This window comes from Mycolicibacterium sp. XJ662, assembly GCF_053484035.1.
In genome coordinates, this window is record NZ_JBEFTL010000004.1 from 21,936 (window position 1) to 46,662 (window position 24,727).

The window sequence follows — 24,727 nt, forward strand, 5'->3', positions numbered from 1 at the left end:
AAGGAGTCGGCGATGAGCAATCTCGTCTACTTCTCCAGCGTGTCGGAAAACACCCACCGCTTCGTCGCGAAGCTGGGGCTGCCGGCCATCCGGATCCCGCTGCACGGACGCATCGAGGTCGACGAACCTTATGTGCTGGTGTTGCCCACCTACGGCGGTGGGCGCGCCACACCGGACATCAACGACGGTGGCTATGTCCCCAAACAGGTCATCGCATTCTTGAACAACGAACACAACCGGTCGTTGCTCCGCGGCGTCATCGCCGCGGGTAACAACAACTTCGGCGCGGAATTCGCCTACGCGGGCAACGTGGTGTCCCGCAAGTGCGGCGTGCCGTACCTCTACCGCTTTGAACTCATGGGAACTCCCGACGACGTGCAAGCCGTTCGTGCGGGCCTGGAAGACTTTTGGAAGGACCAGACGTGCCACCAACCGTCACAGATGCAGAGCCTGTAACCGCCGCGACCACCACCGGCGGTGGCCATACGCTGCCCGGCGAAACGGATTACCACGCGCTCAACGCGATGCTGAACCTGTACGACGCCGACGGAAAGATCCAGTTCGACAAGGACCGGGAAGCCGCGCACCAGTTCTTCCGCGAGCACGTCAACCAGAACACGGTCTTCTTTCACGACATCGACGAGAAGCTCGACTATCTGATCCAGCAGAACTACTACGAGCGTGAGGTGCTCGACCAGTACTCGCGCAACTTCGTCAAGACGCTGCTCGACCGTGCGTATGCGAAGAAGTTCCGGTTCCCGACGTTCGTCGGCGCGTTCAAGTACTACACCAGTTACACGCTGAAAACCTTCGACGGCAAGCGGTATCTGGAGCGCTTCGAGGACCGCGTCGTGATGGTGTCGCTGACACTGGCGGCCGGTGACACCAAGTTGGCCGAGCAGCTGGTCGATGAGATCATGGACGGCCGATTCCAGCCGGCCACCCCGACGTTCCTGAATTCAGGTAAGAAGCAGCGCGGTGAGCCGGTTTCGTGCTTCCTGTTGCGCATCGAAGACAACATGGAGTCGATCGGGCGCTCGATCAACTCCGCGCTGCAGCTGTCCAAGCGCGGCGGTGGGGTCGCGTTGCTGCTGAGCAACATTCGCGAACACGGCGCACCGATCAAGAACATCGAGAACCAGTCCTCGGGCGTCATCCCGATCATGAAGCTGCTGGAGGACTCGTTCTCCTACGCCAACCAGTTGGGTGCGCGCCAGGGGGCGGGTGCGGTGTATCTGCACGCCCACCATCCCGACATCTACCGCTTTTTGGACACCAAACGCGAGAACGCCGACGAGAAGATCCGCATCAAGACGTTGTCGTTGGGTGTGGTTATTCCCGACATCACGTTCGAGTTGGCCAAGAAGAACGAGGACATGTACCTGTTCTCGCCGTACGACGTCGAGCGGGTCTACGGCCTGCCGTTCGCCGACATCAACGTCACCGAGAAGTACTACGAGATGCTCGACGACGCGCGCATCCGCAAGACCAAGATCAAGGCGCGCGAGTTCTTCCAGACGCTGGCCGAGTTGCAGTTCGAGTCGGGCTATCCGTACGTCATGTTCGAGGACACCGTGAACCGGTCGAACCCGATTGACGGCAAGATCACCCACTCGAACCTGTGCTCGGAGATCCTGCAGGTCTCCACACCGTCGCTGTTCAACGAGGATCTGAGCTACGCCCGTGTGGGCAAGGACATTTCGTGCAACCTGGGATCGCTGAATATCGCCAAGGCGATGGACTCGCCGGACTTCGCGCAGAGCGTCGAGGTGGCGATCCGGGCGTTGACCGCGGTGTCGGATCAGACCCACATCTACTCGGTGCCGTCGATCGAGCAGGGCAACAACGACTCGCACGCGATCGGGCTGGGGCAGATGAACCTGCACGGGTACCTCGCGCGGGAGCGGATCTTCTACGGCTCCGAAGAGGGCATCGATTTCACCAACATCTACTTCTACTGCGTGCTGTATCACGCGTTGCGGGCGTCGAACCGGATCGCGATCGAACGGGGTTCGGCGTTCAAGGGATTCGAGCGCTCCAAGTACGCCTCGGGCGAGTTCTTCGACAAGTACACCGAGCAGGTCTGGGAGCCCAAGACCGCCAAGGTGCGCGGATTGTTCGACGATGCGGGCATCCGCATTCCGAACCAGGATGACTGGCTGCGGCTCAAGGAGTCGGTGCAGAAGCACGGCATCTACAACCAGAACCTGCAGGCGGTGCCGCCGACGGGGTCGATCTCCTACATCAACCACTCGACGTCGTCGATTCACCCGATCGCCAGCAAGGTCGAGATCCGCAAGGAAGGCAAGATCGGGCGCGTGTACTACCCGGCCCCGTACATGACCAACGACAACCTGGAGTACTTCCAGGACGCCTACGAAATCGGCTACGAGAAGGTCATCGACACCTACGCCGCGGCCACCCAGCACGTCGACCAAGGGCTGTCGTTGACGTTGTTCTTCAAGGACACCGCCACCACCCGTGATGTCAACAAGGCGCAGATCTACGCCTGGCGCAAGGGCATCAAGACGCTGTACTACATCCGGTTGCGTCAGATGGCGTTGGAAGGCACCGAGGTGGAGGGCTGCGTCAGCTGCATGTTGTGACGACCGGTCGCCGAGTGTGGGCTTGTCGTACACGATTTGCGGGTTGAGCGTGCATTAAGCCAACACTGGGCGCTGACGCGTTGCATACTGCGACATGCGCTACGACGCGTTCATCTCCTACTCGCACGCGGCCGACGGCCGGCTGGCGCCGGAGTTGCAGCGTGCGCTTCAGCGACTGGCCAAACCCTGGTACCGGCGCCGGTCGCTGGAGGTCTTCCGCGACGAGACCGGGCTGGCCGTGGACCCGCACTTGTGGAACGCGATCGTGCGGGCGCTGGATGAGGCCGAATGGTTCCTGCTGCTCACCTCGCCGCAGGCCGCCGCATCGGTGTGGGTGAACCGAGAGATCGAGCACTGGAAAGCGCATCGGCCCGTCGACCGGATCCTCCCCGTCCTCACCGACGGGCACTGGGAGTGGGACCCGGACAAGGGCGACTTCACCGACGACTCCGACGCGGTGCCACCCGCGTTGCGCGGGGTGTTCACCGACGAGCCGCGCCACCTGGATCTGCGCTGGGCACACGAAGAGGACCAACTCGACCTGCGCAACAGCCGATTTCGCAATGCGGTCGCGGAGGTGGCCGCGCCGCTGCACGGCCGCACCAAAGACGAGATCGAGGGTGAGGACGTCCGCCAGCACCGTCGTACCAAGCGCATCGCCTGGTCGGCCGTCTCGGCATTGGCCGTGTTGACCATTGCCGCGATCGCAGGCGCCGGCATCGCGGTCTACAACGCGAATCAGGCCGAACAGCGCCGGGTGCAGGCCGAAGCGCAGCGGCTGGCCGCGCAGAGCAGAACCGAACTCGAACGACCCGACCTCGCGTTTCTGCTCGCCGCGCACGGTTACCGGATGCACCCCGGCCTGCAGACCGAAGGTGCCCTGCTCACCGCCGTCGCCAACCTGCCCGAGTTCAAACAACGCATCCCCGTCGACGCGCCGGTGACCGCAGTCGCCGTATCCGACGCCGCCGACCGGGCGTGGATCGGCACGGCAGACGGCAAGGTCGTGGCCCATAGTTTCACTACCGGCGACGAAATCGGCCGTGCCGACGACCAATTCGGCCGCGAGGTGGTCGCGATGGCCCCCGCCGCGGCCGGCGCCGACGCGGTTGTGGTCACCGACGGCACCGTCGTCGCCACACTCGACAGCGCGTTACGGGCGGCCGTGGTGCGCACACCGGATACCGCGGTCACCGCGCTGGCTGTGCACCCGGCGACGGGCCGCATCGCGGCCGGCACGACCGCAGGCGGCGTCCTGGTGTGGGATGCCGACAGTTCCGCGCCGACGACGACTTTCCCCGTGGTGCACAACGCTCCCGAGCAGTTGTCGTCGGTCACCGCGCTCGCGTGGACGCCCGACGGCGGGCTGGTGGTTGCGGGCCAGGACGGTGCGATTCGGCTCTTCGACGTCACTAGACCCGACCGGCCCGTATGGGAGCAGTCAAAGGCCGGAACTTCGGCCGACGAGGGACCGGTGAGTTGGGTGTCGGCACTGACCGTCGTCGACGACGGCACCGTCGTCACCGGTGGCAGTGACGGAACGGTGGGGTTCTGGAACGGCGCGGACGGAACGCCGACGCCCGCCGGCCGCAACGAAATTCACGCCGATGCGGTGACCGGGCTCGTCACCACCGGTGACGGTCCCGAGGCCGGGTCGGTGGCCTCGGTGTCCGAGGACGGGTTCGCCATTTATTGGAACCACCTCACCGGTTCGCCACCGCTGCCGCCGGTCAAGGTCGACGAGCAGGCCGCCACCGCCGTGGCATGGGATCCCGCGGATCCCGCCCAGGGCGTCACCGGCGGAACTGCAGGCGGCGCTTTGCTTCTGGACTACGGCGAAGACCGCCGCCGCCCCCTGGCCCGCCCCGTCGAAGGCTGGACCGATGCGGTGGCGGTCGCCATCTCACCCGCAGCCGACCGGCTGGCCGTGGTGCGTGCGACCGTCGAACCCTCGGGCTCCGGTGAAAGTGCACAGGGGCAACTGACCACCGAGTTAACGCTCACCGACGTGGCCGAACCCGATCCGGCGGGCCCGTCGGCGACGATCGACGGCATGGTGGACGAGGTCGTGTTCACACCCGACGGCACCCGCGTGTTGGCCAGCACCACCGAAGGCGACGTGGTGGTGTGGGACGGCGTCGCGGAGGCGCCCACCGCCACCCGGGTCGCGCCCGGCGAACCGGCGAGCCAGCTGGCCATCTCACCCGACGGCGTCACGGTGGCCACCAGGTGGATGAACACAGCGTCCCAGTCGTTCGAGGCCGCGCCCGTGCGGCTGTGGCGGTTGGACGGCAACGAACTCGTCGAACAGGGTCAGTTCGCGGGCCCGCCACTGGCTTTCGGTCTCGCGTTCACCCCGGACGGGTCGCGTCTGGTGATCGGCGGCTCCGGTGAACTGGTCATCCATCGTCTGGCGGACGGCACGACCACCACCGTGGAACTGGACAACGATGAGACGCGTTCGTTGGCGGTCGCACCCGACGGCAACACCATCGCGGTCAGCCTGTGGAGCGGCCCGGTCCGGTTGTTCGACACCGAGACCGGCAAGCCGACCGGGGACGATCTTCGGGTGGCCAAACGGGTAACCGACGTCGCGTTCCGGGGCAACAGTGAACTGGCCACCGTCTCGGAGGACGGCAGCATCATCTTCTGGGATCTGACCAGTCGGACCAGGCTCTCGGATCGACCGCTGACGGCTGTGGACCGCGGCGCGGGCGCGGGTTTCGCGTTGGCGCCCAGCCTGGCGCTCGCGCAAGATGTGGCCTTGACAGCCTCGGTGGCCGATCGCCGCCTGGTCCGCTGGTCGCTGAACCCGACGGACTGGATCGCCGAGGGGTGCGCCGTGCATCAGCGCGACCTGACCGACGCCGAGAAGGACCGCTACGACCTCGAGGGCGCCGACCCGATCTGCGAAGGAACTCAGAAGAACCGGTAGCCCTGCCGGCTGATCGAAAAGCCGCGGCCGGTCTCGACGTCACGACACGTGATACCCGACGTCGCGCTCTCGCACCGCAACACGCCCGCGCTGGTGGACTGTCCGTACCCGAGCGGCCCGCCGCCGGCGAGCGCGGTGTCACCGGCGCAGACGAACCGAGGTGACGCGCCGGCGTCGAGAATCAGTCCCTGGCCGTAGTTGTACGGGCAGTCCGGCGGCGGAGGCGGTGGCGCCCAATCGCGTTCGCGGATATCGCAGCGCACCTGCGACGAGTCCATGATGCAGCCGATGTTGTCCGACGGCGACGTGAAACCGAACAGGTCGTCGGCGGCGTGCGCGTCGGGCGGCGCAACGGTGAGTAGCGCACCGGCTACCGCGGCGGCGGCGAGACCCATGGTGACCCGCGTGCGCGGCGGTGTGCGATGTGATGTCATGTGCGGCCCTTTGCTGGTGTCAGTGTGAGAATCCCACGCCGACGGGTGTTTCGGTGAGTGGTCCGTCATATCGCCGGGTGAACTGCTCGCCGGGCACCACCCACTGTTCGCCCTGCTCGCCCTGCACCACCCAGTCACCGTCGGCGGCGCGGGCGGGACCTTCGAGCGTGGCGACGGTTTCGCCCGCCTCGGCGGGCCTGGCCTTGACGATGCCGCGCCGCTGCCAACGGTCGCCGTCGATGTGCTGGTAGGTGTCGCGGAAGATGTCGTCGCGCACCGACCACCAATCGCCGCCGTCGGCGTCGCGCACAGCCCAGTCACCCGCCTCGGCGGCCATGGTTTCACCTGAGCCCGTCGTCCAGGTCCACGCGCTGTCGCGCTGTTCGGCGACCACCTGGCCGGTGCGGCGAAAGTGCTTCCATCCGTTGTCGTTTCGCGGCGGGCGGGACCGGTAGCCGAGTTCCCGCAGCTTCGACAGGGTGGCGGCCAGGCTGGCCAGCGCCGCCTTCAGCAGATCCGGATCGGCTTCGATGCGTGACCAATCCACCAGTTTGTCGTGAATTCTGCGCGCATCGTCACGCTGCGTGCCGTAGCGCCAGCCCGCGGCACGGTAGTAGCGGCACCAGTCCTCGTGTTCGGCGCGTGCCATGGCGATCGCCTTGTCGCGCTCAAAACCCAACAGCCGCAACTGCTCAAGTGGCTGCAAACCGCGAAGGTTGGGCGCTTCCACCTCATCGGTCGTGTCGTTCCACGCGTTCCAGGTGTGCCCGCCGATCTGCTCGACCATCCACAGGGCGTTGCGGACCTGACGTCGATTGGACCCGCGGTAGAACTCGTCGAGCTCCGCCCACGGCCGGCTCGCGGCGCTGCGATGGCCGGCCTCGGCGGCGTAGCGATCGTGAATCAGCCGGGCAGCGCGCTCCCACGCGTCTTGTGCCTGACCATCGGGCAGGTCCATGCTCAGCCGGTAGGTTCGCAACCTGCCGACCAGCGACAGCCGATCTTCGGTGACCCGCGCCGTCGCATCCCACGCGTAGATCGGTGTGGTGGGAAACCGGGCGGCCAGCCGGGTGCCGGTCGTCGTGTCGACAGATGAGGCGGTGGAGCTGTCGCGGTCGACGAAAACCACTGCGGTGCCGGCGGCGTCGTCGGCGAGCAACGACGCCAGCAGCGGCACCGATGCCGTCTCGGTCACCGCCTTGACCCGCATGCTGCGTGCCGACAAGCCCAACCGTCGCCGCGACAGCGCGAAATCCTGCTGGTACTCCTCGGCGTTCTCGGCGACGAGGACCAGGCGAGGCAGCGGCTTGGCGTCCGGAGCGGCGTAATAGTCACGCTCCAACTGCCGCTGGGCCATGTTCGAACACAACGCCAGCGTGAGCGGGGACGTACCACAGATCAGGATCTGCGCGACGCCGTCGGTCGAAATGATCCTGTCCAGCAACCTACGGGCGGTGACCTCGTACTTGCCGACGGCGTCGGCGGCCCACCGGGTGTCCGAACCGCCGAAATGCATTGCCCGCCACGCCTCGGCCTGCCACGGGTCGTCGATGCGGACGATCAACGGCAGGCGCCGTTTTCGGCTGGTCTCATCCAGCCGATCCGCAATGACCTTCAGCCGCAACAGATTGCTTGACGGATCGGACGAGAGCAGATACAGCCGGTCGAGCTTGCGCCACAGGGACAACGCCCGCAGGGTCTCCGGTCGGTCGAAGTCCACCGCGATCACCCGTGCACCGTGGTTGCGGACCTCGGGCACGCACGGATGGTCAAGGCTGGTGGTGATCAACACCAGCGTGCTACGTCCCTCCATGGTCCGGGCGATGGCGCTGACCATGGACAGCGTGTCATCGTCGACGTCCACCACCGCGGTGACCGACCGGGCGAAATGCACACGAAGCCGGTCCGCTCGCGACCGAAACAACGCCGCCGCCACGCCGACGACGCTGAGGAAGATCGCCGCCAGGGCCGACAGCCGCGCGATCTCCAGCGCCACCGGGGTGGGCGAGGGGCATGTCTGGCCGCTCAGCGATTGATCGGCCGTGCCGCCCTTGACCACATACGCGGTGAACATCAGGGGCCGGAAGAAGCGCGGATGCGCGTCGTCGTGGCAGTCCCAGTACGACGCCAGCCCCAGTGCGGTGCTGATCAGCGCCAGCCCGGCCACGATCGCCACCGGAGCGCCGGGGCGTCGCACCCCCTGCGAACGGACGAGCAGAACTGCGAGCACCACCAGGACCGCCACCACGAAGGCGATCGTCGGCACCGACCCCGGTTCGCCGAACCACCGCAGCGACGAAGGCGCCCGGTCTCGAAGCTGCGGGGCCAGCGCCAGAGCGAGAAGGTAGCCGAGCACCGGCAGCGCGATGACTGCTGCGACTCTCACGCCCCAGACCCGGGCCCCGGTGTGCACTGACGACCTCCCCTCTGCGGTTTCGGTAAGTGTGGCGTCGAGCGTCGCCGGACGCAGTGAAATGCGACGACATAGTCGCGAAGAACACAGGAGGTAAGGCTTGCCTAATGGCTGGTGGAGGCATAGGTTTAGCCGAAATAGATTCCTCTAAATGGAGCCCGCGATCGGAAGGACACGACCGGAATGACTGAGAGGCAAACGCTTCCGCTCGCAGAGCGCTCCGATGCCGACCTGCCCGGCCACTGGCTGCTGGCCCGCCTGGGTAAGCGGGTGTTGCGCCCCGGCGGTCTGGAGTTGACGACGCGGATGCTCTCGGTGGCGCGTGTCGGCGGCGCCGACGTCGTCGAACTCGGACCCGGCCTGGGACGCACCGCACGCGACATCGTCGCGTTGCGCCCGCGGTCTTACGTCGGGGTCGACGACACCGCGGCGGCGGGCGAGGCCGTGCGGGAGATCGTCGAACCGGTCGCGGGAAAGGTGGTCGTCGCGAGCGCGGCGGAGACCGGTCTGCCCGCCGACAGCGCCGACGTGGTGATCGGCGAGGCCATGCTGACCATGCAGGGTGACAAGACCAAGCGTGCGATCGTCGCCGAGGCGTTTCGGGTGCTGCGCCCCGGCGGCCGGTACGCCATCCACGAACTGGGTCTGCAGCCCGACGAGATCGCCCAGGAGACCAAGGACGACATCCGCCGCGAGATGTCCCGCGCGATCAAGGTCAACGCCCGTCCGCTCACCGCCAACGAGTGGGTGCAGATGCTCAGCGATGCCGGGTTCACCGACATCACCATCGACTACGCGCCGATGGCGCTGTTGAATCCGCGGCGGGTGCTGGCCGACGAAGGTCTGCTCGGGGCGTTACGGATCGCCGGCAACCTCATCGTCAAAGCTTCCGCCCGCCGTCGCGTCCTGGGCATGCGGCGAACCTTCCAGCGGCACCGGCGATCGTTGACCGCGGTCTCCGTCGTCGGTGTCGTCCCGTCGTCCTAACCGCTGACGCGATGCCGATGCGGCACCACGGAGTCGTTTCGCTGGCCGAGCGGACGGCAGGACAACAGCGGCAGCGGGTCATGGGCCTGATTCGGACCGCGGAGGGTCCCATCGACGCACAGCACGTCGCCGACCAGTTGGGCGTTCACGTCACCACGGCCCGGTTCCACCTGACCGCGCTGGAAGATCAGGGCCTCATCCGGCGCGGCGACGGCATCAAAGGTGCAGGCGCCGGACGGCCACGGCTCACCTACGAGCTGGCGCCGAGCCTGGACTACGCCGACATCGTCGCGCTGTTCGCCGCGCATCTGGGCGGCACGGCGCAGGAACGCGAACAGCGTGCGCTGCGCATCGGCGCGGACCTGGCGCACCGGGTGCGGGTGGCACGCCGCCGTGAGGAGACGACGATCACGGATCTGGTGGTTGCGACGTTGGGGGAGTTGGGGTTTGAGGCGCGCTCAGTGCTCAACTCGTTCGACGAGGTGACGGTGCAGATCTGTACCTGTCCGCTGGCCGAGGTCGCCGCCACCGCACCTGAGGTCGTGCGCGGGATCCAGCAGGGCCTGATCCAGGAAGTGATCGACTGCAACGTCGAGGCGATCGGCCGGCGCTACCTGGCGGCCGTCACCCCGGATGCGCGCGCGGGCTCCTGCGAAGTGAGCCTGATGCTGCGGCCCGGCTAGCCCGCAGCCCCGCCGATGGTCAGCGTGCCGTCGTCGTTGATGGTCCAGTCGGGGTTGACGGCGACCTCCCATACGTGGCCGTCGAGGTCGGCGAAGTAGCCGGAATACCCGCCCCAGAACACCTTTTCGGCCGGTTTGAGAAGCGTGGCCCCCGCGGCCTGCGCCTGGGCCAGCACCGCGTCGACGTCGGCCTCGGTGCGCTGGTTGACCGCGATCGTGATGCCGCTGAACCGGCCGTCGATGCGCTGCCGGGTGTCCTCGGCGAGGTCGTCGCGGCCGAACAGCGCCAACGCGACACCGGGTAGTTGATAGAACACGACACCCTCGGCCGACTGGGTGGCCGTCCAGCCCAGGCCCTCCTCGTAGAAGCGCCGGGCCCGCGCCAGATCGTCGACGCCGAGGGTGATCAAGCTGATGCGTTGTTCCACGCCGGGCACGTTACGCCCGACGGGTGACAAGTCGGCTATTTCACCGTGTGCTGCGGACCCTGCGCCTTCTTGTACAGCGCCTTGAGCATGCGGTCGCGGAACGCGGCGTTGTCGATGAGCTTGACACCGGCGTTGGCGAACCTGGGATAGCCCAGCATCTTGTGGAAGTAGCGGCCGCGCCGGTACTCCCTGCCCCACGCCTCTTCCATCCGCAGCGCGTAGTTGGTGAAGTCGTCAGGCCCGCTGTTGGTCAGCGCAGCGATCGCGCATTCGCCTGCGGCCAAACCGGATTCGAGCGCCTTGGAGATACCGGCGCCGGAGGCCGGCTTGCCCGCACCCAGCGAATCGCCGGCGAACAGCACACCGGGACGCCACGGCGGCCAGGCGGTGAAACCCATCGGCAGCCGCCAGGCGCGCACGCTCTTGTTCTTTTTGAGTTCCTCGATCGGCGGCAATTCCCACTCCGGCGGCAGCGTGCGCAGGAACTCGCCGAGGAACTTCGTCGCGTTGATCGACTGCCAGTTCTTGTAGCTGTTGACGTAACCCAGCCCGATGTTGAACACGCCGTTCCCCATCGGGAACACCCAGCCGTAGCCCGGCAACTGATCACCTTCGAAGGCCAGCTTCAGGTAGATGTCGAGGCTGTCGGAGTCGGGCCGGTTGGCGGGCATCTCCGAGCGGATCGCGATCGCCGAATAACCGTTGTACTCCGAATCGATCTTCAACGCCCGCTTGATCGGGGAGTAGGCGCCGTCGGCGGCGATCACCGCGTCGCCGTAGACCTTCTCGCCGCTCTTGAGCGTCACACCGACGACGCGGCCGTTCTCGACGATCGGGGCGCTGACCTCTGCGCCCTGGCGCACCTCGGCGCCGGCGGATTCGGCATGTTTGAGCAGCACCGTGTCCAGGTGCGTGCGGCTGACGGTGTGGCCGTGGTCGGGCATGCCGGGACGGCGGGGGAACGACAGCTCCCACTGGCTAGGGCTGAACACCGTGACGCGGTTGACGCGGTGGAAGGTGGCGACCTCGTCGGCCAGGCCCATTTTCTGCAGGTAGCTGACCGCCCGGGCGGTCAGGCCGTCGCCGCACGGCTTGTCGCGGGGAAACTCGGCCTTGTCCAAGACCACTACCTTGGCGCCGGTCTGCGCGGCCTGCCACGCCGCCGCCGACCCCGACGGCCCGCCACCGGCAATGACCAGGTCGTATCGCTGCGTCATGAATCTCGTCTCGTCGATCGGTTGTCGCCGCGATATTACCCGCGTCGGCGCTGTCCTTCTCGTCGGAGGACCGCGGCGCAACGTCGCTGGACCAGCGCCGTTTCGAGCCGTCCCCGGCATGGTCTGAGCAGGTCAGCCGGTTCCAGCGGTACAGTGATCGGGTGCGACGAGGGGCGAGGCCGCGCGCAGCCGGCGAAGCGGGTGTCAAGGTCGACGCCCGCAGCGAACGCTGGCGTGAGCACCGCAAGAAGGTGCGGGCCGAGATCGTCGACGCCGCGTTCCGCGCGATCGACCGCCTCGGACCCAATGTGAGCGTGCGCGAGATCGCCGAGGAGGCCGGGACGGCCAAGCCAAAGATCTACCGCCATTTCGTCGACAAATCCGACATGTTCGCCCAGATCGGCGAGCGGATGCGCGACATGTTGTGGGCGGCGATCATCCCGTCGATCAACGTGGAGACCGACTCCGCCCGCGAGATCGTCGGCCGCGGCGTGCAGCACTACGTCGACCTGGTCGACCAGCACCCCAACGTCGTGCGGTTCCTGCTGCAGGGCCGCTTCGCCGACCAGTCCGCGGCCGCGATGACGACCGTCAACAAGGGACGCGACATCACGCTGGCCGTCGCCGACATCATCAGCAGCGAGCTCGAGGACATGGCCCTGGACCCGGCCGCGTTCGAGTTGGCGGCGTTCGCCATCTTCGGCACCGCGGCCTCGGCGACCGACTGGTGGCTGGGCGCCGACGACGACAGCCCACGTCGCATGCCCGCCGACGAGTTCATCGCGCACATGACCACGATCATGATGGGCGCGATCAACGGCACCGCGGAGTTGCTCGGCGTCAAGATCGACGTCAACGAGCCGCTGCACACCGCGGTGCGCCAGCAACCCGTCGCGTGAGGCCCGATCCGGCCGAACGTGGGTTACCCGCACGCATCCGGCCGCGGGAGTGTGCGTCGACGCCACACTCGGCACGGTGAGTGTCGGCGTCATTGACACCCGCCCCCGTGAGCCGGAGACTTGAGTAAGTACCCGGTACCGGCGTTCCCAGGAAAGAGGCCCAATGATGACGGTGGCCGAGCAGGCGGACCAGGCAACGGCCGCCAAACCCGTGCACACCCGCACGTTGATCATCGGTACCGGATTCTCCGGTCTCGGGATGGGCATCGAGCTGCAGAAGCAAGGTGTCGAGTTCCTGATCCTGGAGAAGGCCGACGAGATCGGCGGCACCTGGCGCGACAACACCTATCCGGGATGCGCATGTGACATCCCGTCGCACATGTACTCGTTCTCGTTCGAGCCCAAGCCCGACTGGAACCACATGTGGTCGTTTCAGCCCGAGATCTTCGACTACCTCAAGGGAGTGGCCGACAAGTACGGGCTGCGTCGGCATATCCGGTTCAACCAACACGTCGACCGCGCGCACTGGGACGACGCGGAAATGCGCTGGCATGTGTTCACCAAGGACGGCCGGGAGTACGTTGCGCAGTTCGTGGTGTCCGGTGCCGGCGGATTGCACATCCCGATGATCCCCGACTTCGAGGGACTCGACGAATACCAAGGTGCGGCTTTTCATTCCGCGGAGTGGGACCACAGCGTCGACCTCACCGACAAACGGGTCGCGGTGATCGGCACCGGCGCTAGCGCGATCCAGATCGTACCCGAGATCGTCAAAGACGTTGCCGCACTGCATCTTTACCAGCGCACCCCGGCGTGGGTGATGCCGCGGCCCAACAACCCCATCCCGGAGTGGATGCAGCAGGTGTTCACCAAGGTTCCGGGCACCCGCCAACTGCTGCGTGCGGCCATCTACTGGGGTCACGAAGCTGTCGGCTTCGCGATGACGCGCCAACCCCGGCTGCTGAAGATCGGTGAGCTGCTGGGCAAATGGAACATCAACCGGTCGATCAAAGAACCCGAGTTACGCCGCAAGCTCACCCCGGACTACCGGGCCGGCTGTAAGCGGATCCTCAACTCAGACACCTATTACCGCGGCATCGCCAACCCGAAGACCGAGGTGATCACCGAGGGCATCGCGCGGTTCACGCCGCGGGGCATCGTCACGGCCGACGGGACCGAACGCGACGTCGACGTCGTCGTCTTCGGCACCGGCTTTCACGTGACCGACTCGTACACCTACGTGCACATCAAGGGCCCGGGCGGTGAGGACCTGGTGGACCGGTGGAACCGGGAGGGCATCGCGGCGCTGCGCGGCATCACGGTCGCCGGCATGCCCAACCTGTTCTTCCTGCTCGGCCCGAACACCGCGCTGGGGCACAACTCGGTGGTGTTCATGATCGAGTCGCAGATCCGGTACGCCGCCCAGGCCATCGCCGCCGTCGACCGGGCCGGTGTGCAGGCGTTGGCGCCGACCCGCGAAGCGCAGGACCGCTACAACGACAAGCTGCAGGACGAACTCGCGGACACGGTGTGGAGCACCGGCGGGTGCCAGAGCTGGTATCTCGATGAGCACGGCGTCAACCGGACGCTGTGGAGCGGGATGACGTGGCAGTACTGGTTTGCCACCCGCCGATTCGACCCCTCGGAGTACCGGTTCTGGGACCGGCCGCGCGACACGCCAACACAAGATGTCGCGGTTCCAAACGTAGTCGCCCCCCAGGGGTAGTGTCCGGGGCAGAGGTTTCCAACGGGTTTCCAACGTTCCAAGGTGGGTGCTGTGAGCGAAGGCGTGAAGCTGATCGATCGGGTCTCGGCGATCAACTGGAACCGGCTGCAAGACGAGAAAGATGCCGAGGTCTGGCACCGGCTGACCGGCAATTTCTGGTTGCCGGAAAAGGTGCCGGTGTCCAACGACATCCCGTCATGGAACACGCTGACGCCGGCCGAGAAGCAACTCACCATGCGGGTGTTCACCGGCCTGACGCTGCTGGACACGATCCAGGGCACCGTCGGCGCGGTCAGCCTGATCGCCGACGCGATGACCCCGCACGAGGAAGCGGTCTACACCAACATCGCGTTCATGGAGTCGGTGCACGCCAAGAGCTACAGCAACATCTTCTCCACGTTGTGCTCGACGGCTGAGATCGACGATGCGTTCCGCTGGTCGGAGGAGAACCCGAACCTGCAGCGCAAGGCCGAGATCGTCATGCAGTACTACAAGGGTGACGAGCCGCTCAAGCGCAAGGTGGCCTCCACGCTGCTGGAGAGCTTCCTGTTCTATTCGGGCTTCTATCTGCCGATGTACTGGAGCAGCCGCGCCAAGCTGACCAACACCGCCGACATGATCCGGCTGATCATCCGCGATGAGGCCGTGCACGGCTACTACATCGGCTACAAGTACCAGCGCGGCCTGGCCGCCGAGGACGCCGCCAAACAGCAGGAGCTCAAGGACTACACCTACGAGTTGCTGTTCGAGCTCTACGACAACGAGGTCGAGTACACCCAGGACCTCTACGACGAGGTCGGCCTGACCGAGGACGTCAAGAAGTTCCTGCGCTACAACGCCAACAAGGCGCTGATGAACCTCGGCTACGAGGCGCTGTTCCCGCGTGACGAGACCGACGTCAACCCGGCGATCCTGTCGGCGCTAAGCCCCAATGCCGACGAGAACCACGACTTCTTCTCGGGGTCCGGTTCGTCGTATGTCATTGGGAAGGCGGTCAACACCGAAGACGAGGACTGGGACTTCTAACGTCGGCGCTCAGCCGTTCTTGTGCGGCAGAAACTCCTGGGCCTTGGTCTTGAGGCCCGTGACGATGAAGCCCCAACGGTCCTCGTCGCCCTTCAGCACCGCCGTCGCGGCTGCCTTGGCCTGATCCCACTCCGCGTGCGGCGGAATCGGCGGCATGTCCGGGTCGGTGAACACGTCGAGAACCGTCGGCCGGTCCGCGGCCAACGCATCGCGCCACGCATCGTGGAGTTCTTCGGGGTCCTTGATCACCATCGCGTTCAACCCGAGCCCGGCCGCGAACGCCGCATAGTCGACATCCGGAAGAGACTGGGACTCAACGAATTTTGGCGCGCCGGCCATCGCGCGCATCTCCCATGTCACCTGGTTCAGGTCGTTGTTGTGCAGGATCGCGACGATCAGCCGCGGATCGTCCCACTCCTGCCAGTACCGCTTGACCGTGATCAGTTCGGCCAGCCCGTTCATCTGCATGGCGCCGTCGCCCTCGAACACGATGACGGGCCGCTCGGGTGCGGCGAATTTGGCGCCGATGCCGTAGGGCACCCCGGGACCCATCGTCGCGAGCGTGCCCGACAGCGACCCGCGGATATCGTCGCGGAAACGCAACATCCGGGCATACCAGTTGGCCGCGGAGCCGGAGTCGGCGGTGACGATCGCGTTGCTGGGAAGCTGCGGGGACAACTCGGCGAAAAGCCGCAACGGGTTGATCGCGTCCGTGGAGACCATGGCCTCCTTGTGCATGGTCTCCCACCACCGCGCCACCGTCGACGCGACCGTTTCCCGCCACGACCGGTCCGGTTTGCGTTCCAGATGCGGAATCAGCGCGCGCAACGCGGCCTTCGCATCCGCCACCACGTTGACCTCATACGGGTAGCGCATGCCGATCATCTTGGGGTCGATGTCGATCTGCACGGCGCGGGCCTGGTCGAACGGCGGCAGGAACTGCGAATAGGGAAAGCTCGAACCGACGGTCAGCAACGTATCGCAGTCGCGCATCAACTCATAGGACGGGCGAGTGCCAAGCAGCCCGATTGCACCTGTGACCCAAGGTAATTCGTCGGAGAGCGCATCCTTACCCAGCAACGCTTTCGCCGCGCCGGCACCCAGCAGGTCGGCCACTTCGGCGACCTCCTCGTGCGCTCCGCGCGCACCCGCGCCCACCAGGATCGCCACCTTCTCACCCGCGTTGAGCACCTCGGCCGCCCGCGCGATCGCCGCATCATCGGGCGCCGGCATCGGCCACTCGGTCCCGAGGCTCGACGGCACCATCTTGAACTCGTGCGTCGGCGGTGAGTACTCGAGTTCCTGCACGTCGCCGGGAATGATCACCGCGGTGGGCGCCTGCTCGCTGAGTGCGACGCGGATCGCGCGGTCCAACACGTTGGGCAACTGTTCGGGCACCGTCACCATCTGGACGTAGTCGCTGGCGACATCCTTGTAGAGGCTGAGCAGGTCGACCTCCTGCTGATAGGAGCCCCCGATCGCGGTGCGGTCGGTCTGACCGACGATGGCGACGACGGGGACATGGTCGAGTTTCGCGTCGTACAACCCGTTGAGCAGATGGATGGCGCCCGGCCCCGACGTCGCCATGCAGATGCCGACCTTGTTGCCGAACTTCGCGTAGCCGACGGCCTCGAACGCGCTCATCTCCTCATGCCGGGACTGGATGAACCGCGGGTTGTTATCGGCGCGGCCGAACGCCGCCAGGATCCCGTTGATCCCGTCGCCGGGGTAGCCGAAGACGTGCTCGACGTTCCATGCGCGCAACCGCTCGAGCAGGAAGTCGGCGACATTCTGGCTGGCCATGAAGTCTCCCTTCGATTCGGGCGTATTGCGTCGGCCGCTGCGCGAGGCGCGCGGCGGGCCGGTCACCCTCGCTCATCTCGTACCCCCTCAGCGCTCGCCCATACCCGACGATTTCTGTGCGTCGGCTGGGAACTAGCTGAGGGTCTCCTGCTGGCCGATTGTTGCGATGACGCAAATTCGGCTAATATCGTTGCCACGCAACATAGTTCACCCGTTAAGCGAAGGCGACTCGGGATTATGCGCGAGACACGCCGGCCAACCGTGTTTAGAGATAGATCTGCCGGTCTACAGAAGAAGTACGGGGTGATGAGCGACCCCCCGGTTGCTCGACGGACGGCAGGAGTGGCTGATGCCTGAGGTGGAATTGCATCACGACGGACACCCGGAGTTTCGGCGCAAAGTTCGCTTCGACTGGTCGAACCTGCCCGTGCACTGGGTGCCGGGCAACCCCTTCTGCACGCACATGGTCAACGTCCTGCACCTGTTGCTGCCCGAGGGGGAGCGCCACTTCATCAAGGCGGTGTTGGAAGCGTCGTCGCAGGTCGACGATCCCGAACTGGAAGCGGCCATCAAACCATTCATTCAGCAGGAGTCTTGGCACGCGTGGGCGCACCAGGTGGTGTTGGACCGGATGGCCGAACAGGGCATCGACACCGCCGGCTACACCGACCGCCTGGGACGGACGTTGTCGGTGACGCTCGGTGATCCGCCGAGGTTCTTCCCGGCGCCGCTGAAGCGGTGGTGGTTGTATCGGCGTCTGGCCGATGTGGCGTCCCTCGAACACTTCACGGCCGTGCTCGGCCAGTGGATCCTGCAGAACAAGGGCCTGGAGAACGCGGGCGCGCACCCCGAGATGCTCGACCTGCTGCGCTGGCACGGCGCCGAGGAGGTCGAGCACCGCTCACTGGTGTTCGATGTCTACCAAAACGTGTGCGGAAGCTACTGGATCAGGGCGTCCTCCATGTTGATGACCGCGCCGCTGTTCGTCGGCTGGTGGATCGCCGGCGCCCGCTACCTGATGGCCCACGACGCATCCATCGATACGAAATGGCGCTGGCGGGACTGGCGGCGCGCCGCGCGCAAGGATCTGCTGCCCGACCCCTGGCACATCCTGGTGGCCGTCCCGCTGCGATACATGCGTCGCGGGCACCATCCCGGTCCCGAGGCCGACACCCAGATGGCGCTGGATTACCTCGCGTACTCGCCGGCGGCGCGGGACGCCCGTGAACGCGCCACAGCACACGAGCGGGAGGCCGCGGTGCAGGCGGCCCACAGCTAGATAGGAGCGACGGATGAAGGTGTACGTCGACCTCGACACCTGCGACGGCAACGGGGTCTGCATGAGCATCTGCCGCGAGGTGTTCGACGTCCGCGACGACGGTCTTCACCTCCTGCAGGAGCAGCCAGACGAGGACCTACAGCAGAAGCTGGTCGGCGCGCAAGTGTCGTGTCCAACCCAAGCGATCACAGTGCAGGACTGACCCATGGCATCGGATCGTTCCCCGCGGAAGATCGTGGTCGTCGGCGCCGGAGTGGCCGGCGCCATGGCGGCGCAAACGTTGCGGACCGAGGGCTACGACGGTGAGCTGACGCTGATCGGTGCCGAACGGTACGCGCCCTACCACCGGCCGCCGTTGTCGAAGAAGCTGCTCACCGGCGAGGTACACCGGGCCGGTATCGACATGGCGCCGCAAAACGAGTTCAGCGCGCGGGTGCTGCGCGGCGCCAGCGCCGTCGGCGTCGACATGGCATCGCGCACCGTCGCCGTGCATGACGACGGCCAAGAGCAGACCGTGGAGTTCGACGGCCTCGTGATCGCCAGCGGCGCCGACGCCCGCCGCTGGCCCGGCGGCCCGGCGCCCGACGGCGTGCTGGCGCTGCGCACGGTCGACGACTGCCTGGCGATCCGCTCCAGACTCGGCAAGCGCTCCCGCGTCGTGGTGATCGGCGGCGGGTTCATCGGCACCGAGGTCGCGGCGAGCCTGAACTCGATGGGACACAAGGTCACTCTGCTTTCCCGAACCGAATCACTGCTGCAGGCGGCACTCGGTGTGGAGATGGGAAACTGCTGGACCGATCTTCATCGACGGCACGGCGTGGACGTGCGCGTCGGTGTCCACGTCGACGGGTTCGTCGGCGACGAGCATGTGAAGGCTGTCCGGCTGAGCGACAAGTCAAAGATCAAGGCCGACCTGGTGCTCATCGGCCTCGGGGTCGAGCCGGTCACCGACTGGCTGCAGGGCTCCGGCATCAGAATCGACAACGGCGTGGTGTGTGACGCCACCGGTGCGGCCGAGGGCGTGACCGGTGTCGTGGCCGCTGGCGATGTCGCGCGCTGGTGGCATCCGCTCTACCAGGAACATCTGCGTATCGAGCACTGGGATCACGCCTCGCGGCAAGGGATCACCGCGGCACGGAATTTGCTGGTTGGGCCCGACGACGCCCAAGAGTACGACGCCGTGCCGTACTTCTGGTCCGACCAGTACGATCTCAAGCTCCAATTAGTGGGCGTACCAACAGGTTACGACACTGTCGCGGTCGTCGAAGGCGACTTGGGCGCAGGGCAATTCGTCGCCGCCTACGGTAAGCGAGGCCGCACGATCGCGGTGCTCGGCACCATCCCGGACCGAGTGCACGAGTACCGAGAAATCATCACCGACGGTGCCGCGTTTCCGCCGCGCCGTCAGATGCAGCCCGCTTAGCGGCATCCGGACGAGTTCACGGGAAACCGGCCTGTGGTGATCAGGGCCGTGAGAACATTTCCGGCTGAAGGTGATGGCGTGAACGGGACATGGAGACCGACATGATTCGTCAGGCAGCGACGGTTCTGGGGGCGGCCCTTGCCGGTGCGCTGATGCTGGCGCCGCAGGCGGCGGCCGAACCGGGGCAGCAGGTACTGGTCGATTCCGGTGCGGTGCGGTGCGATCTGAGCGCCGACAACCACGCGTTCGGGACGGGGCCGGTGGCGGTCTGCGCGCTGACCAACGGCCAACCCTGGGGTATGGCGCCGTACGAGTCATCCAAATGGAACCAGCGGCTGAACCTGCTGGTCACCCGGGGCACCGGTGAGTTCTATTGGGACCGAGGCGATCTGCCCGAACCGGCGTCGCCTCCGGTGCCCGTCGACGGCGGGGAGTACCAGGTCAACGGTTGGACCGTCCAACCGGAGGGGCTGCGCACCAAAATCACCTACGTACCCACCGGCCACGGGATCTACGTCAACGCGGGCAACATCCGTAAGTTCTGATCAGTTGATCGGCGCGTTGATCCAGCGCAGGTCTTCCAGCACGCCGCGGGCGGCGACGATGCCTCCGCCGCCGTGCCATACCTCGTTGTTGACCGCGAACACGCGGTTGTCACGGTTGGCCGACAACCTCTTCCACGCGTCGCTTTCCATCACGGTGGTGGCGTGCTCCTTGGCCTCGGTCGTGGTGAACGAGACGTAGACGATGTCGCCGTCGGCGGCGGACAGATCGGGGGAGTCCGACAGGTCGGCGTCGGTAATGCCGATCTCGGTGTAGGGCCTGTCGGTAAACCGTTGCGCCGCAGGACGGTCCACGCCGACATCGGCCAGCACGCTGGCCGCAAAGTTGTTCGCGCCGTAGACCCGCATCGTGGTGTCGGTGAACTGCACCACAGACGCCTGGAAATGGGTCGCGTCGTTTTCGGCTCCGGTCCTGTCGGCGGCCCTCTCGAAGCCCTCGATCAGGCCGCCGGCAGCGTCGGCACGTCCGGTCGCCGCGCCCACCGTGCCCAGGTTGTCCTGCCAGGCCGCGCCCGGGGCGCCGGTGAACACCGTCGGCGCGATCTGCGATAACGCGCCGAACTCCTCGGGTGTCAGCGCTTCTGACCCCAGAATCAGGTCGGGCTCCGCGGCCCGGATGCCCTCGAGATCCGGTGCGCTGCGCGTGCCGACACCCGGCACATCGTGGATCACCGAACCGAGGTAGGACGGTTGCTCGGAGTAGCCGTCCGGCAGCGCCGCGGCCACAATGCGCGATTGCAGCCCCAGCGCGCACAGGGCGTCGAGTTGATCGCCGGAGAGCGCCACGATGCGTTGTGGGTCCGCACGCACCTCCGTCTCGCCCGCGGCGTGGCGGACGAGGCGATCCGGCGGCCCCGGGTCGACGGCAGCGGGTTCGGGGGCACACGACTCGTCGGGGCGGCGTTGGTTGCCGAGCACACCGGCGCCAGCAATCTTAGTCGTGCTGGTAACGACCGACCCGGCCTCGGGTCCCGGGGCCTCGCCGCCGCCCTGACCGCATCCGCTGATCAGCGCCACCGTCGCTGCGGCAGTGATGAGCGGCGTCGCCGACCGGGCAGCCCACACGCCGATGCGCGCTCTGCTGATCAGCACGTCGCCGACGGTAACATCCGCGGCGCTCCACGCTGGTCAATCACCGTTACGGGCGAAGTACGACGTTATGTAGGACCACCCCGACACCCGTCTTTTAGGGAAGCTAGGATTCATCGTTGATGACTGGGGGTGTAGCCCCGACCAGACGTATGGAGGACCTGTTGGTAGCGCAAGCGCCCCCAATCGGACAGCTCGAAGCTCGTCGTCCTTTTCCCGAGCGGATGGGGCCCAAGGGCAACCTGCTCTACAACCTGATCACGACGACCGATCACAAGCTGATCGGCATGATGTACTGCGTCGCCTGCTTCATCTTCTTCTTCATCGGCGGGCTGATGGCGCTGTTCATGCGCACCGAGCTGACGGCGCCGGGACTGCAGTTCCTGTCCAACGAACAGTTCAACCAGCTGTTCACCATGCACGGCACGGTGATGTTGCTGTTCTATGCGACCCCGATCGTGTTCGGGTTCGCCAACCTGGTGCTGCCGCTGCAGATCGGCGCCCCCGACGTGGCGTTCCCGCGGCTCAACGCGTTCTCGTTCTGGCTGTTCTTGTTCGGCGCCTGCATCGCGCTCAGCGGCTTCATCACCCCCGGCGGCGCGGCTGACTTCGGCTGGACCGCCTACGCCCCGCTGTCCAACGCGATGCATTCGCCGGGCGCGGGCGGTGACCTGTGGATCTTTGGCCTCGGCGTGTCCGGTCTCGGCACGATCCTGGGTGCGGTCAACATGATCACGACCGTGGTGTGCATGCGCGCCCCGGGCATGACGATGTTCCGGATGCCGGTGTTCACCTGGAACATCCTCGTCACGTCGATCCTGGTGTTGATCGCGTTCCCGCTGCTGACCGCCGCGCTGTTCGCGCTGGCCTACGACCGCCACCTCGGCGGCCACATCTACGACCCGGCCAACGGCGGTGTGCTGTTGTATCAGCACTTGTTCTGGTTCTTCGGCCATCCCGAGGTGTACATCATCGCGTTGCCGTTCTTCGGCATCGTCAGCGAGATCTTCCCGGTGTTCTCCCGTAAGCCGATCTTCGGCTATACGACGCTGATCTACGCGACAATCGGTATCGCGGCGCTGTCGATCGCGGTGTGGGCGCACCACATGTACGCCACCGGGGCGGTGCTGCTGCCGTTCTTCTCGTTCATGACGTTCCTGATCGCGGTGCCGACCGGTATCAAGTTCTTCAACTGGATCGGCACGATGTGGAAGGGGCAGTTAACCTTTGAAACGCCGATGCTGTTCTCGGTCGGCTTTCTGCTGACGTTCCTGCTCGGCGGCGTCACGGGTGTGCTGCTGGCCAGCCCGCCGCTGGACTTCCACGTCACCGACTCGTATTTCGTGGTGGCGCACTTCCACTACGTGCTGTTCGGCACCATCGTGTTCGCCACGTACGCCGGCATCTACTTCTGGTTCCCGAAGATGACCGGGCGAATGCTCGACGAGCGGCTGGGCAAGCTGCACTTCTGGCTGACGTTCATCGGCTTCCACACCACGTTTTTGGTGCAGCACTGGCTCGGCGACCAGGGCATGCCGCGGCGCTACGCCGACTACCTGCCCACCGACGGGTTCACCACGCTGAACGTGGTGTCGACGGTCGGCGCGTTCATTCTCGGGGTGTCGGTGCTGCCGTTCACCTGGAACATCTTCAAGAGCTGGCGTTACGGCGAACCGGTCCTCGTGGATGACCCGTGGGGCTACGGCAACTCGCTGGAGTGGGCGACCTCCTGCCCGCCGCCGCGGCACAACTTCACCGAACTGCCGCGCATCCGCTCCGAGCGGCCCGCCTTCGAACTGCACTACCCGCATATGGTGGAGCGGATGCGTGCCGAAGCTCACATCGGACGTTCCCATGTACCTGCGGACAGCCCGCTCGTCGACCAATCCAGTTAGCGGATACGGCGTTCGGCGATGAGCATGCCGAGAGCGTGGCCGCCGGTCGAGCCTCCCGGTGAGTGCTCATGACCGGCAAGAAGCGCAACCGCTCATCGCTGTTGATCACCGTCACCGGACGCGATCAACCGGGTGTCACCTCGGCGTTGTTCGGGGTGCTGTCCCGGCACAAGGTCGAGTTGCTCAACGTCGAACAGGTCGTCATCCGCGGAAGGTTGACGTTGGGGGTGTTGGTGGCCGCCGCGGCGGACGTCGCCGCCGGTAACCAGTTGCGCGACGAGGTGACGACCGCGATCCATGGCGTCGGCCTGGACGTGACCATCGAACCCAGCGACACCCTGCCCGTGCTGCGCGCACCGTCGACGCACACCATCGTCGTGCTGGGCCGGCCGATCACCGCCGAGGCGTTCGGCGTGGTGGCCCGGGAACTGGCGGGCCTGGGGGTCAACATCGACACCATCCGTGGCGTATCCGACTATCCGGTAACGGGTTTGGAGCTGCGGGTGTCGGTGCCGGTGGATGGCGACGTGGAGCAGGTGCAGAGGGCGCTGGCCCGCGTCGCGGTCGCCGAACGCATCGACATCGCGCTCGAGGACTACAGCCTGTCGCGACGAGCCAAGAGGCTCATCGTCTTTGACGTCGACTCCACGCTGATCCAGGGCGAGGTCATCGAGATGCTGGCCGAGCGCGTCGGCGCGGCGGCCGCGGTGGCCGAGGTCACCGAGGCCGCGATGCGCGGGGAACTCGACTTCGCCGAGTCGCTGAACCGTCGCGTCGCGACGCTGGAGGGCCTGCCCGCGTCGGTGCTCGAGGACGTCGGCGAGCAGATCGAGCTGACCCCGGGCGCCAGGACCACGTTGCGCACGCTGCGCCGTCTTGGCTATCACTGCGGCATCGTGTCTGGCGGCTTCCGCCAGGTGATCGCGCCGCTCGCGCACGAGTTGATGATGGACTTCGTCGCCGCCAACGAACTCGAGATCGTCGACGGCAAGCTCACCGGCCGGGTGGTCGGGCCGATCATCGACCGGGCCGGAAAAGCCAAGGCGTTGCGTGATTTCGCCCAGCAAGCCGGGGTGCCGATGGAACAGACGGTGGCCGTCGGCGACGGCGCCAACGACATCGACATGCTCGCCGCCGCCGGGTTGGGTGTCGCGTTCAACGCCAAACCCGCGCTGAAGGAAGTCGCCGACGCGTCGCTGAGCTATCCCTATCTGGACACGCTGCTGTTCGTCCTCGGCATCACCCGCAGCGAGATCGAGGCGGCCGACGCCCGCGACGGGGTGATGCGCCGCGTCGAAATCCCCGACGACGAATAGCCTTT

Annotated in this window: 20 protein-coding genes; 14 read left to right on the top strand and 6 right to left on the bottom strand. The window is 66.3% G+C overall.

What is annotated here, in order from left to right:
- Positions 1-12 precede the first annotated feature (12 nt).
- From nrdI to ABQE93_RS13565, 3 genes are all read left to right on the top strand, one after another.
- Positions 13-456, top strand: coding sequence for a class Ib ribonucleoside-diphosphate reductase assembly flavoprotein NrdI (gene nrdI / locus ABQE93_RS13555; protein WP_448408654.1), 444 nt, complete (start codon positions 13-15; stop codon positions 454-456).
- Positions 423-2,606, top strand: a complete 2,184-nt coding sequence (gene nrdE, locus ABQE93_RS13560) for a class 1b ribonucleoside-diphosphate reductase subunit alpha (protein WP_448408652.1) — start codon at positions 423-425, stop codon at positions 2,604-2,606. Before nrdI ends, nrdE begins: the two co-directional genes overlap by 34 nt.
- A 94-nt stretch (positions 2,607-2,700) precedes the next feature.
- Entirely contained in the window at positions 2,701-5,541 is a 2,841-nt protein-coding gene (locus ABQE93_RS13565) for a toll/interleukin-1 receptor and WD40 repeat domain-containing protein (protein WP_448408651.1), read from the top strand.
- On the opposite strand, the gene ABQE93_RS13570 is transcribed toward ABQE93_RS13565, so the two are convergent.
- Entirely contained in the window at positions 5,526-5,975 is a 450-nt protein-coding gene (locus ABQE93_RS13570; protein ID WP_448408649.1) for a DUF6636 domain-containing protein, read from the bottom strand. The two genes, ABQE93_RS13565 and ABQE93_RS13570, sit on opposite strands and share 16 nt — an antisense overlap.
- A 19-nt stretch (positions 5,976-5,994) precedes the next feature.
- Positions 5,995-8,361, bottom strand: a complete 2,367-nt coding sequence (locus ABQE93_RS13575) for a hypothetical protein (protein WP_448408647.1) — start codon at positions 8,359-8,361, stop codon at positions 5,995-5,997.
- A 210-nt stretch (positions 8,362-8,571) separates the two neighbouring features.
- Between ABQE93_RS13575 and ABQE93_RS13580 the strand changes: the two genes are divergently transcribed.
- Positions 8,572-9,375, top strand: coding sequence for a class I SAM-dependent methyltransferase (locus ABQE93_RS13580; protein ID WP_448408646.1), 804 nt, complete (start codon positions 8,572-8,574; stop codon positions 9,373-9,375).
- 17 nt (positions 9,376-9,392) lie between these two features.
- Entirely contained in the window at positions 9,393-10,058 is a 666-nt protein-coding gene (locus ABQE93_RS13585) for a helix-turn-helix transcriptional regulator (RefSeq protein ID WP_448408644.1), read from the top strand.
- Here the strand turns inward: ABQE93_RS13585 and ABQE93_RS13590 are convergent.
- Entirely contained in the window at positions 10,055-10,486 is a 432-nt protein-coding gene (locus ABQE93_RS13590; RefSeq protein ID WP_448408642.1) for a VOC family protein, read from the bottom strand. The genes ABQE93_RS13585 and ABQE93_RS13590 overlap by 4 nt on opposite strands.
- Before the next feature lie 35 nt (positions 10,487-10,521).
- Positions 10,522-11,703: a geranylgeranyl reductase family protein gene (locus ABQE93_RS13595; protein WP_448408640.1), complete on the bottom strand. Its 1,182-nt coding sequence runs from the start codon at positions 11,701-11,703 to the stop codon at positions 10,522-10,524.
- A 161-nt stretch (positions 11,704-11,864) separates the two neighbouring features.
- On the opposite strand from ABQE93_RS13595, the gene ABQE93_RS13600 reads away from it, so the two are divergent.
- The 3 genes from ABQE93_RS13600 to nrdF all read left to right on the top strand — a co-directional run bounded on the left by ABQE93_RS13600 (position 11,865) and on the right by nrdF (position 15,354).
- Positions 11,865-12,602, top strand: a complete 738-nt coding sequence (locus tag ABQE93_RS13600) for a TetR/AcrR family transcriptional regulator (RefSeq protein WP_448408639.1) — start codon at positions 11,865-11,867, stop codon at positions 12,600-12,602.
- Positions 12,603-12,768: 166 nt separating this feature from the next.
- Positions 12,769-14,328: a flavin-containing monooxygenase gene (locus tag ABQE93_RS13605; protein ID WP_448408638.1), complete on the top strand. Its 1,560-nt coding sequence runs from the start codon at positions 12,769-12,771 to the stop codon at positions 14,326-14,328.
- A 51-nt stretch (positions 14,329-14,379) separates the two neighbouring features.
- Positions 14,380-15,354 carry a class 1b ribonucleoside-diphosphate reductase subunit beta gene (nrdF, locus tag ABQE93_RS13610; RefSeq protein ID WP_448408637.1) on the top strand — a complete coding sequence of 325 codons (975 nt, stop codon included), beginning with the start codon at positions 14,380-14,382 and terminating at the stop codon, positions 15,352-15,354.
- 9 nt (positions 15,355-15,363) lie between these two features.
- Here the strand turns inward: nrdF and ABQE93_RS13615 are convergent, their stop codons facing one another.
- Positions 15,364-17,157, bottom strand: a complete 1,794-nt coding sequence (locus ABQE93_RS13615) for a thiamine pyrophosphate-requiring protein (protein WP_448408636.1) — start codon at positions 17,155-17,157, stop codon at positions 15,364-15,366.
- A 349-nt stretch (positions 17,158-17,506) separates the two neighbouring features.
- Between ABQE93_RS13615 and ABQE93_RS13620 the strand changes: the two genes are divergently transcribed.
- The 4 genes from ABQE93_RS13620 (at position 17,507) to ABQE93_RS13635 (ending at position 20,404) form a co-directional block, all read left to right on the top strand.
- Complete coding sequence (locus tag ABQE93_RS13620) at positions 17,507-18,436, top strand: metal-dependent hydrolase (RefSeq protein ID WP_448408635.1); 930 nt, start codon at positions 17,507-17,509, stop codon at positions 18,434-18,436.
- A 13-nt stretch (positions 18,437-18,449) separates the two neighbouring features.
- Positions 18,450-18,638, top strand: coding sequence for a ferredoxin (locus tag ABQE93_RS13625; protein ID WP_448408634.1), 189 nt, complete (start codon positions 18,450-18,452; stop codon positions 18,636-18,638).
- Positions 18,639-18,641: 3 nt separating this feature from the next.
- Positions 18,642-19,859 carry an NAD(P)/FAD-dependent oxidoreductase gene (locus tag ABQE93_RS13630; protein WP_448408632.1) on the top strand — a complete coding sequence of 406 codons (1,218 nt, stop codon included), beginning with the start codon at positions 18,642-18,644 and terminating at the stop codon, positions 19,857-19,859.
- Positions 19,860-19,960: 101 nt separating this feature from the next.
- On the top strand, positions 19,961-20,404 hold the full coding sequence (locus ABQE93_RS13635) for a hypothetical protein (RefSeq protein ID WP_448408630.1): 444 nt from the start codon (positions 19,961-19,963) through the stop codon (positions 20,402-20,404).
- Here the strand turns inward: ABQE93_RS13635 and ABQE93_RS13640 are convergent, their stop codons facing one another.
- On the bottom strand, positions 20,405-21,514 hold the full coding sequence (locus tag ABQE93_RS13640; RefSeq protein ID WP_448408629.1) for an iron-siderophore ABC transporter substrate-binding protein: 1,110 nt from the start codon (positions 21,512-21,514) through the stop codon (positions 20,405-20,407).
- A gap of 161 nt (positions 21,515-21,675) precedes the next feature.
- On the opposite strand from ABQE93_RS13640, the gene ctaD reads away from it, so the two are divergent.
- Positions 21,676-23,406, top strand: coding sequence for an aa3-type cytochrome oxidase subunit I (gene ctaD, locus ABQE93_RS13645; protein WP_448408719.1), 1,731 nt, complete (start codon positions 21,676-21,678; stop codon positions 23,404-23,406).
- Between the two features lie 68 nt (positions 23,407-23,474).
- A complete protein-coding gene (serB, locus tag ABQE93_RS13650) occupies positions 23,475-24,722 on the top strand; it encodes a phosphoserine phosphatase SerB (RefSeq protein ID WP_448408627.1) in 1,248 nt (415 codons plus the stop codon).
- Positions 24,723-24,727: the final 5 nt, after the last annotated feature.

Bases quoted from the DNA above. Each gene is read 5' to 3' on its own strand.
- ABQE93_RS13625 (WP_448408634.1), top strand. From the start codon at position 18,450: ATGAAGGTGTACGTCGACCTCGACACCTGCGACGGCAACGGGGTCTGC.
- nrdI (WP_448408654.1), top strand. From the start codon at position 13: ATGAGCAATCTCGTCTACTTCTCCAGCGTGTCGGAAAACACCCACCGC.
- ABQE93_RS13580 (WP_448408646.1), top strand. From the start codon at position 8,572: ATGACTGAGAGGCAAACGCTTCCGCTCGCAGAGCGCTCCGATGCCGAC.
- ABQE93_RS13620 (WP_448408635.1), top strand. From the start codon at position 17,507: ATGCCTGAGGTGGAATTGCATCACGACGGACACCCGGAGTTTCGGCGC.
- ABQE93_RS13630 (WP_448408632.1), top strand. From the start codon at position 18,642: ATGGCATCGGATCGTTCCCCGCGGAAGATCGTGGTCGTCGGCGCCGGA.
- ABQE93_RS13595 (WP_448408640.1), bottom strand. From the start codon at position 11,703: ATGACGCAGCGATACGACCTGGTCATTGCCGGTGGCGGGCCGTCGGGG.
- ABQE93_RS13635 (WP_448408630.1), top strand. From the start codon at position 19,961: ATGATTCGTCAGGCAGCGACGGTTCTGGGGGCGGCCCTTGCCGGTGCG.
- ABQE93_RS13565 (WP_448408651.1), top strand. From the start codon at position 2,701: ATGCGCTACGACGCGTTCATCTCCTACTCGCACGCGGCCGACGGCCGG.
- ABQE93_RS13605 (WP_448408638.1), top strand. From the start codon at position 12,769: ATGACGGTGGCCGAGCAGGCGGACCAGGCAACGGCCGCCAAACCCGTG.
- ABQE93_RS13585 (WP_448408644.1), top strand. From the start codon at position 9,393: ATGCGGCACCACGGAGTCGTTTCGCTGGCCGAGCGGACGGCAGGACAA.
- serB (WP_448408627.1), top strand. From the start codon at position 23,475: ATGACCGGCAAGAAGCGCAACCGCTCATCGCTGTTGATCACCGTCACC.
- ABQE93_RS13615 (WP_448408636.1), bottom strand. From the start codon at position 17,157: ATGGCCAGCCAGAATGTCGCCGACTTCCTGCTCGAGCGGTTGCGCGCA.
- ABQE93_RS13570 (WP_448408649.1), bottom strand. From the start codon at position 5,975: ATGACATCACATCGCACACCGCCGCGCACGCGGGTCACCATGGGTCTC.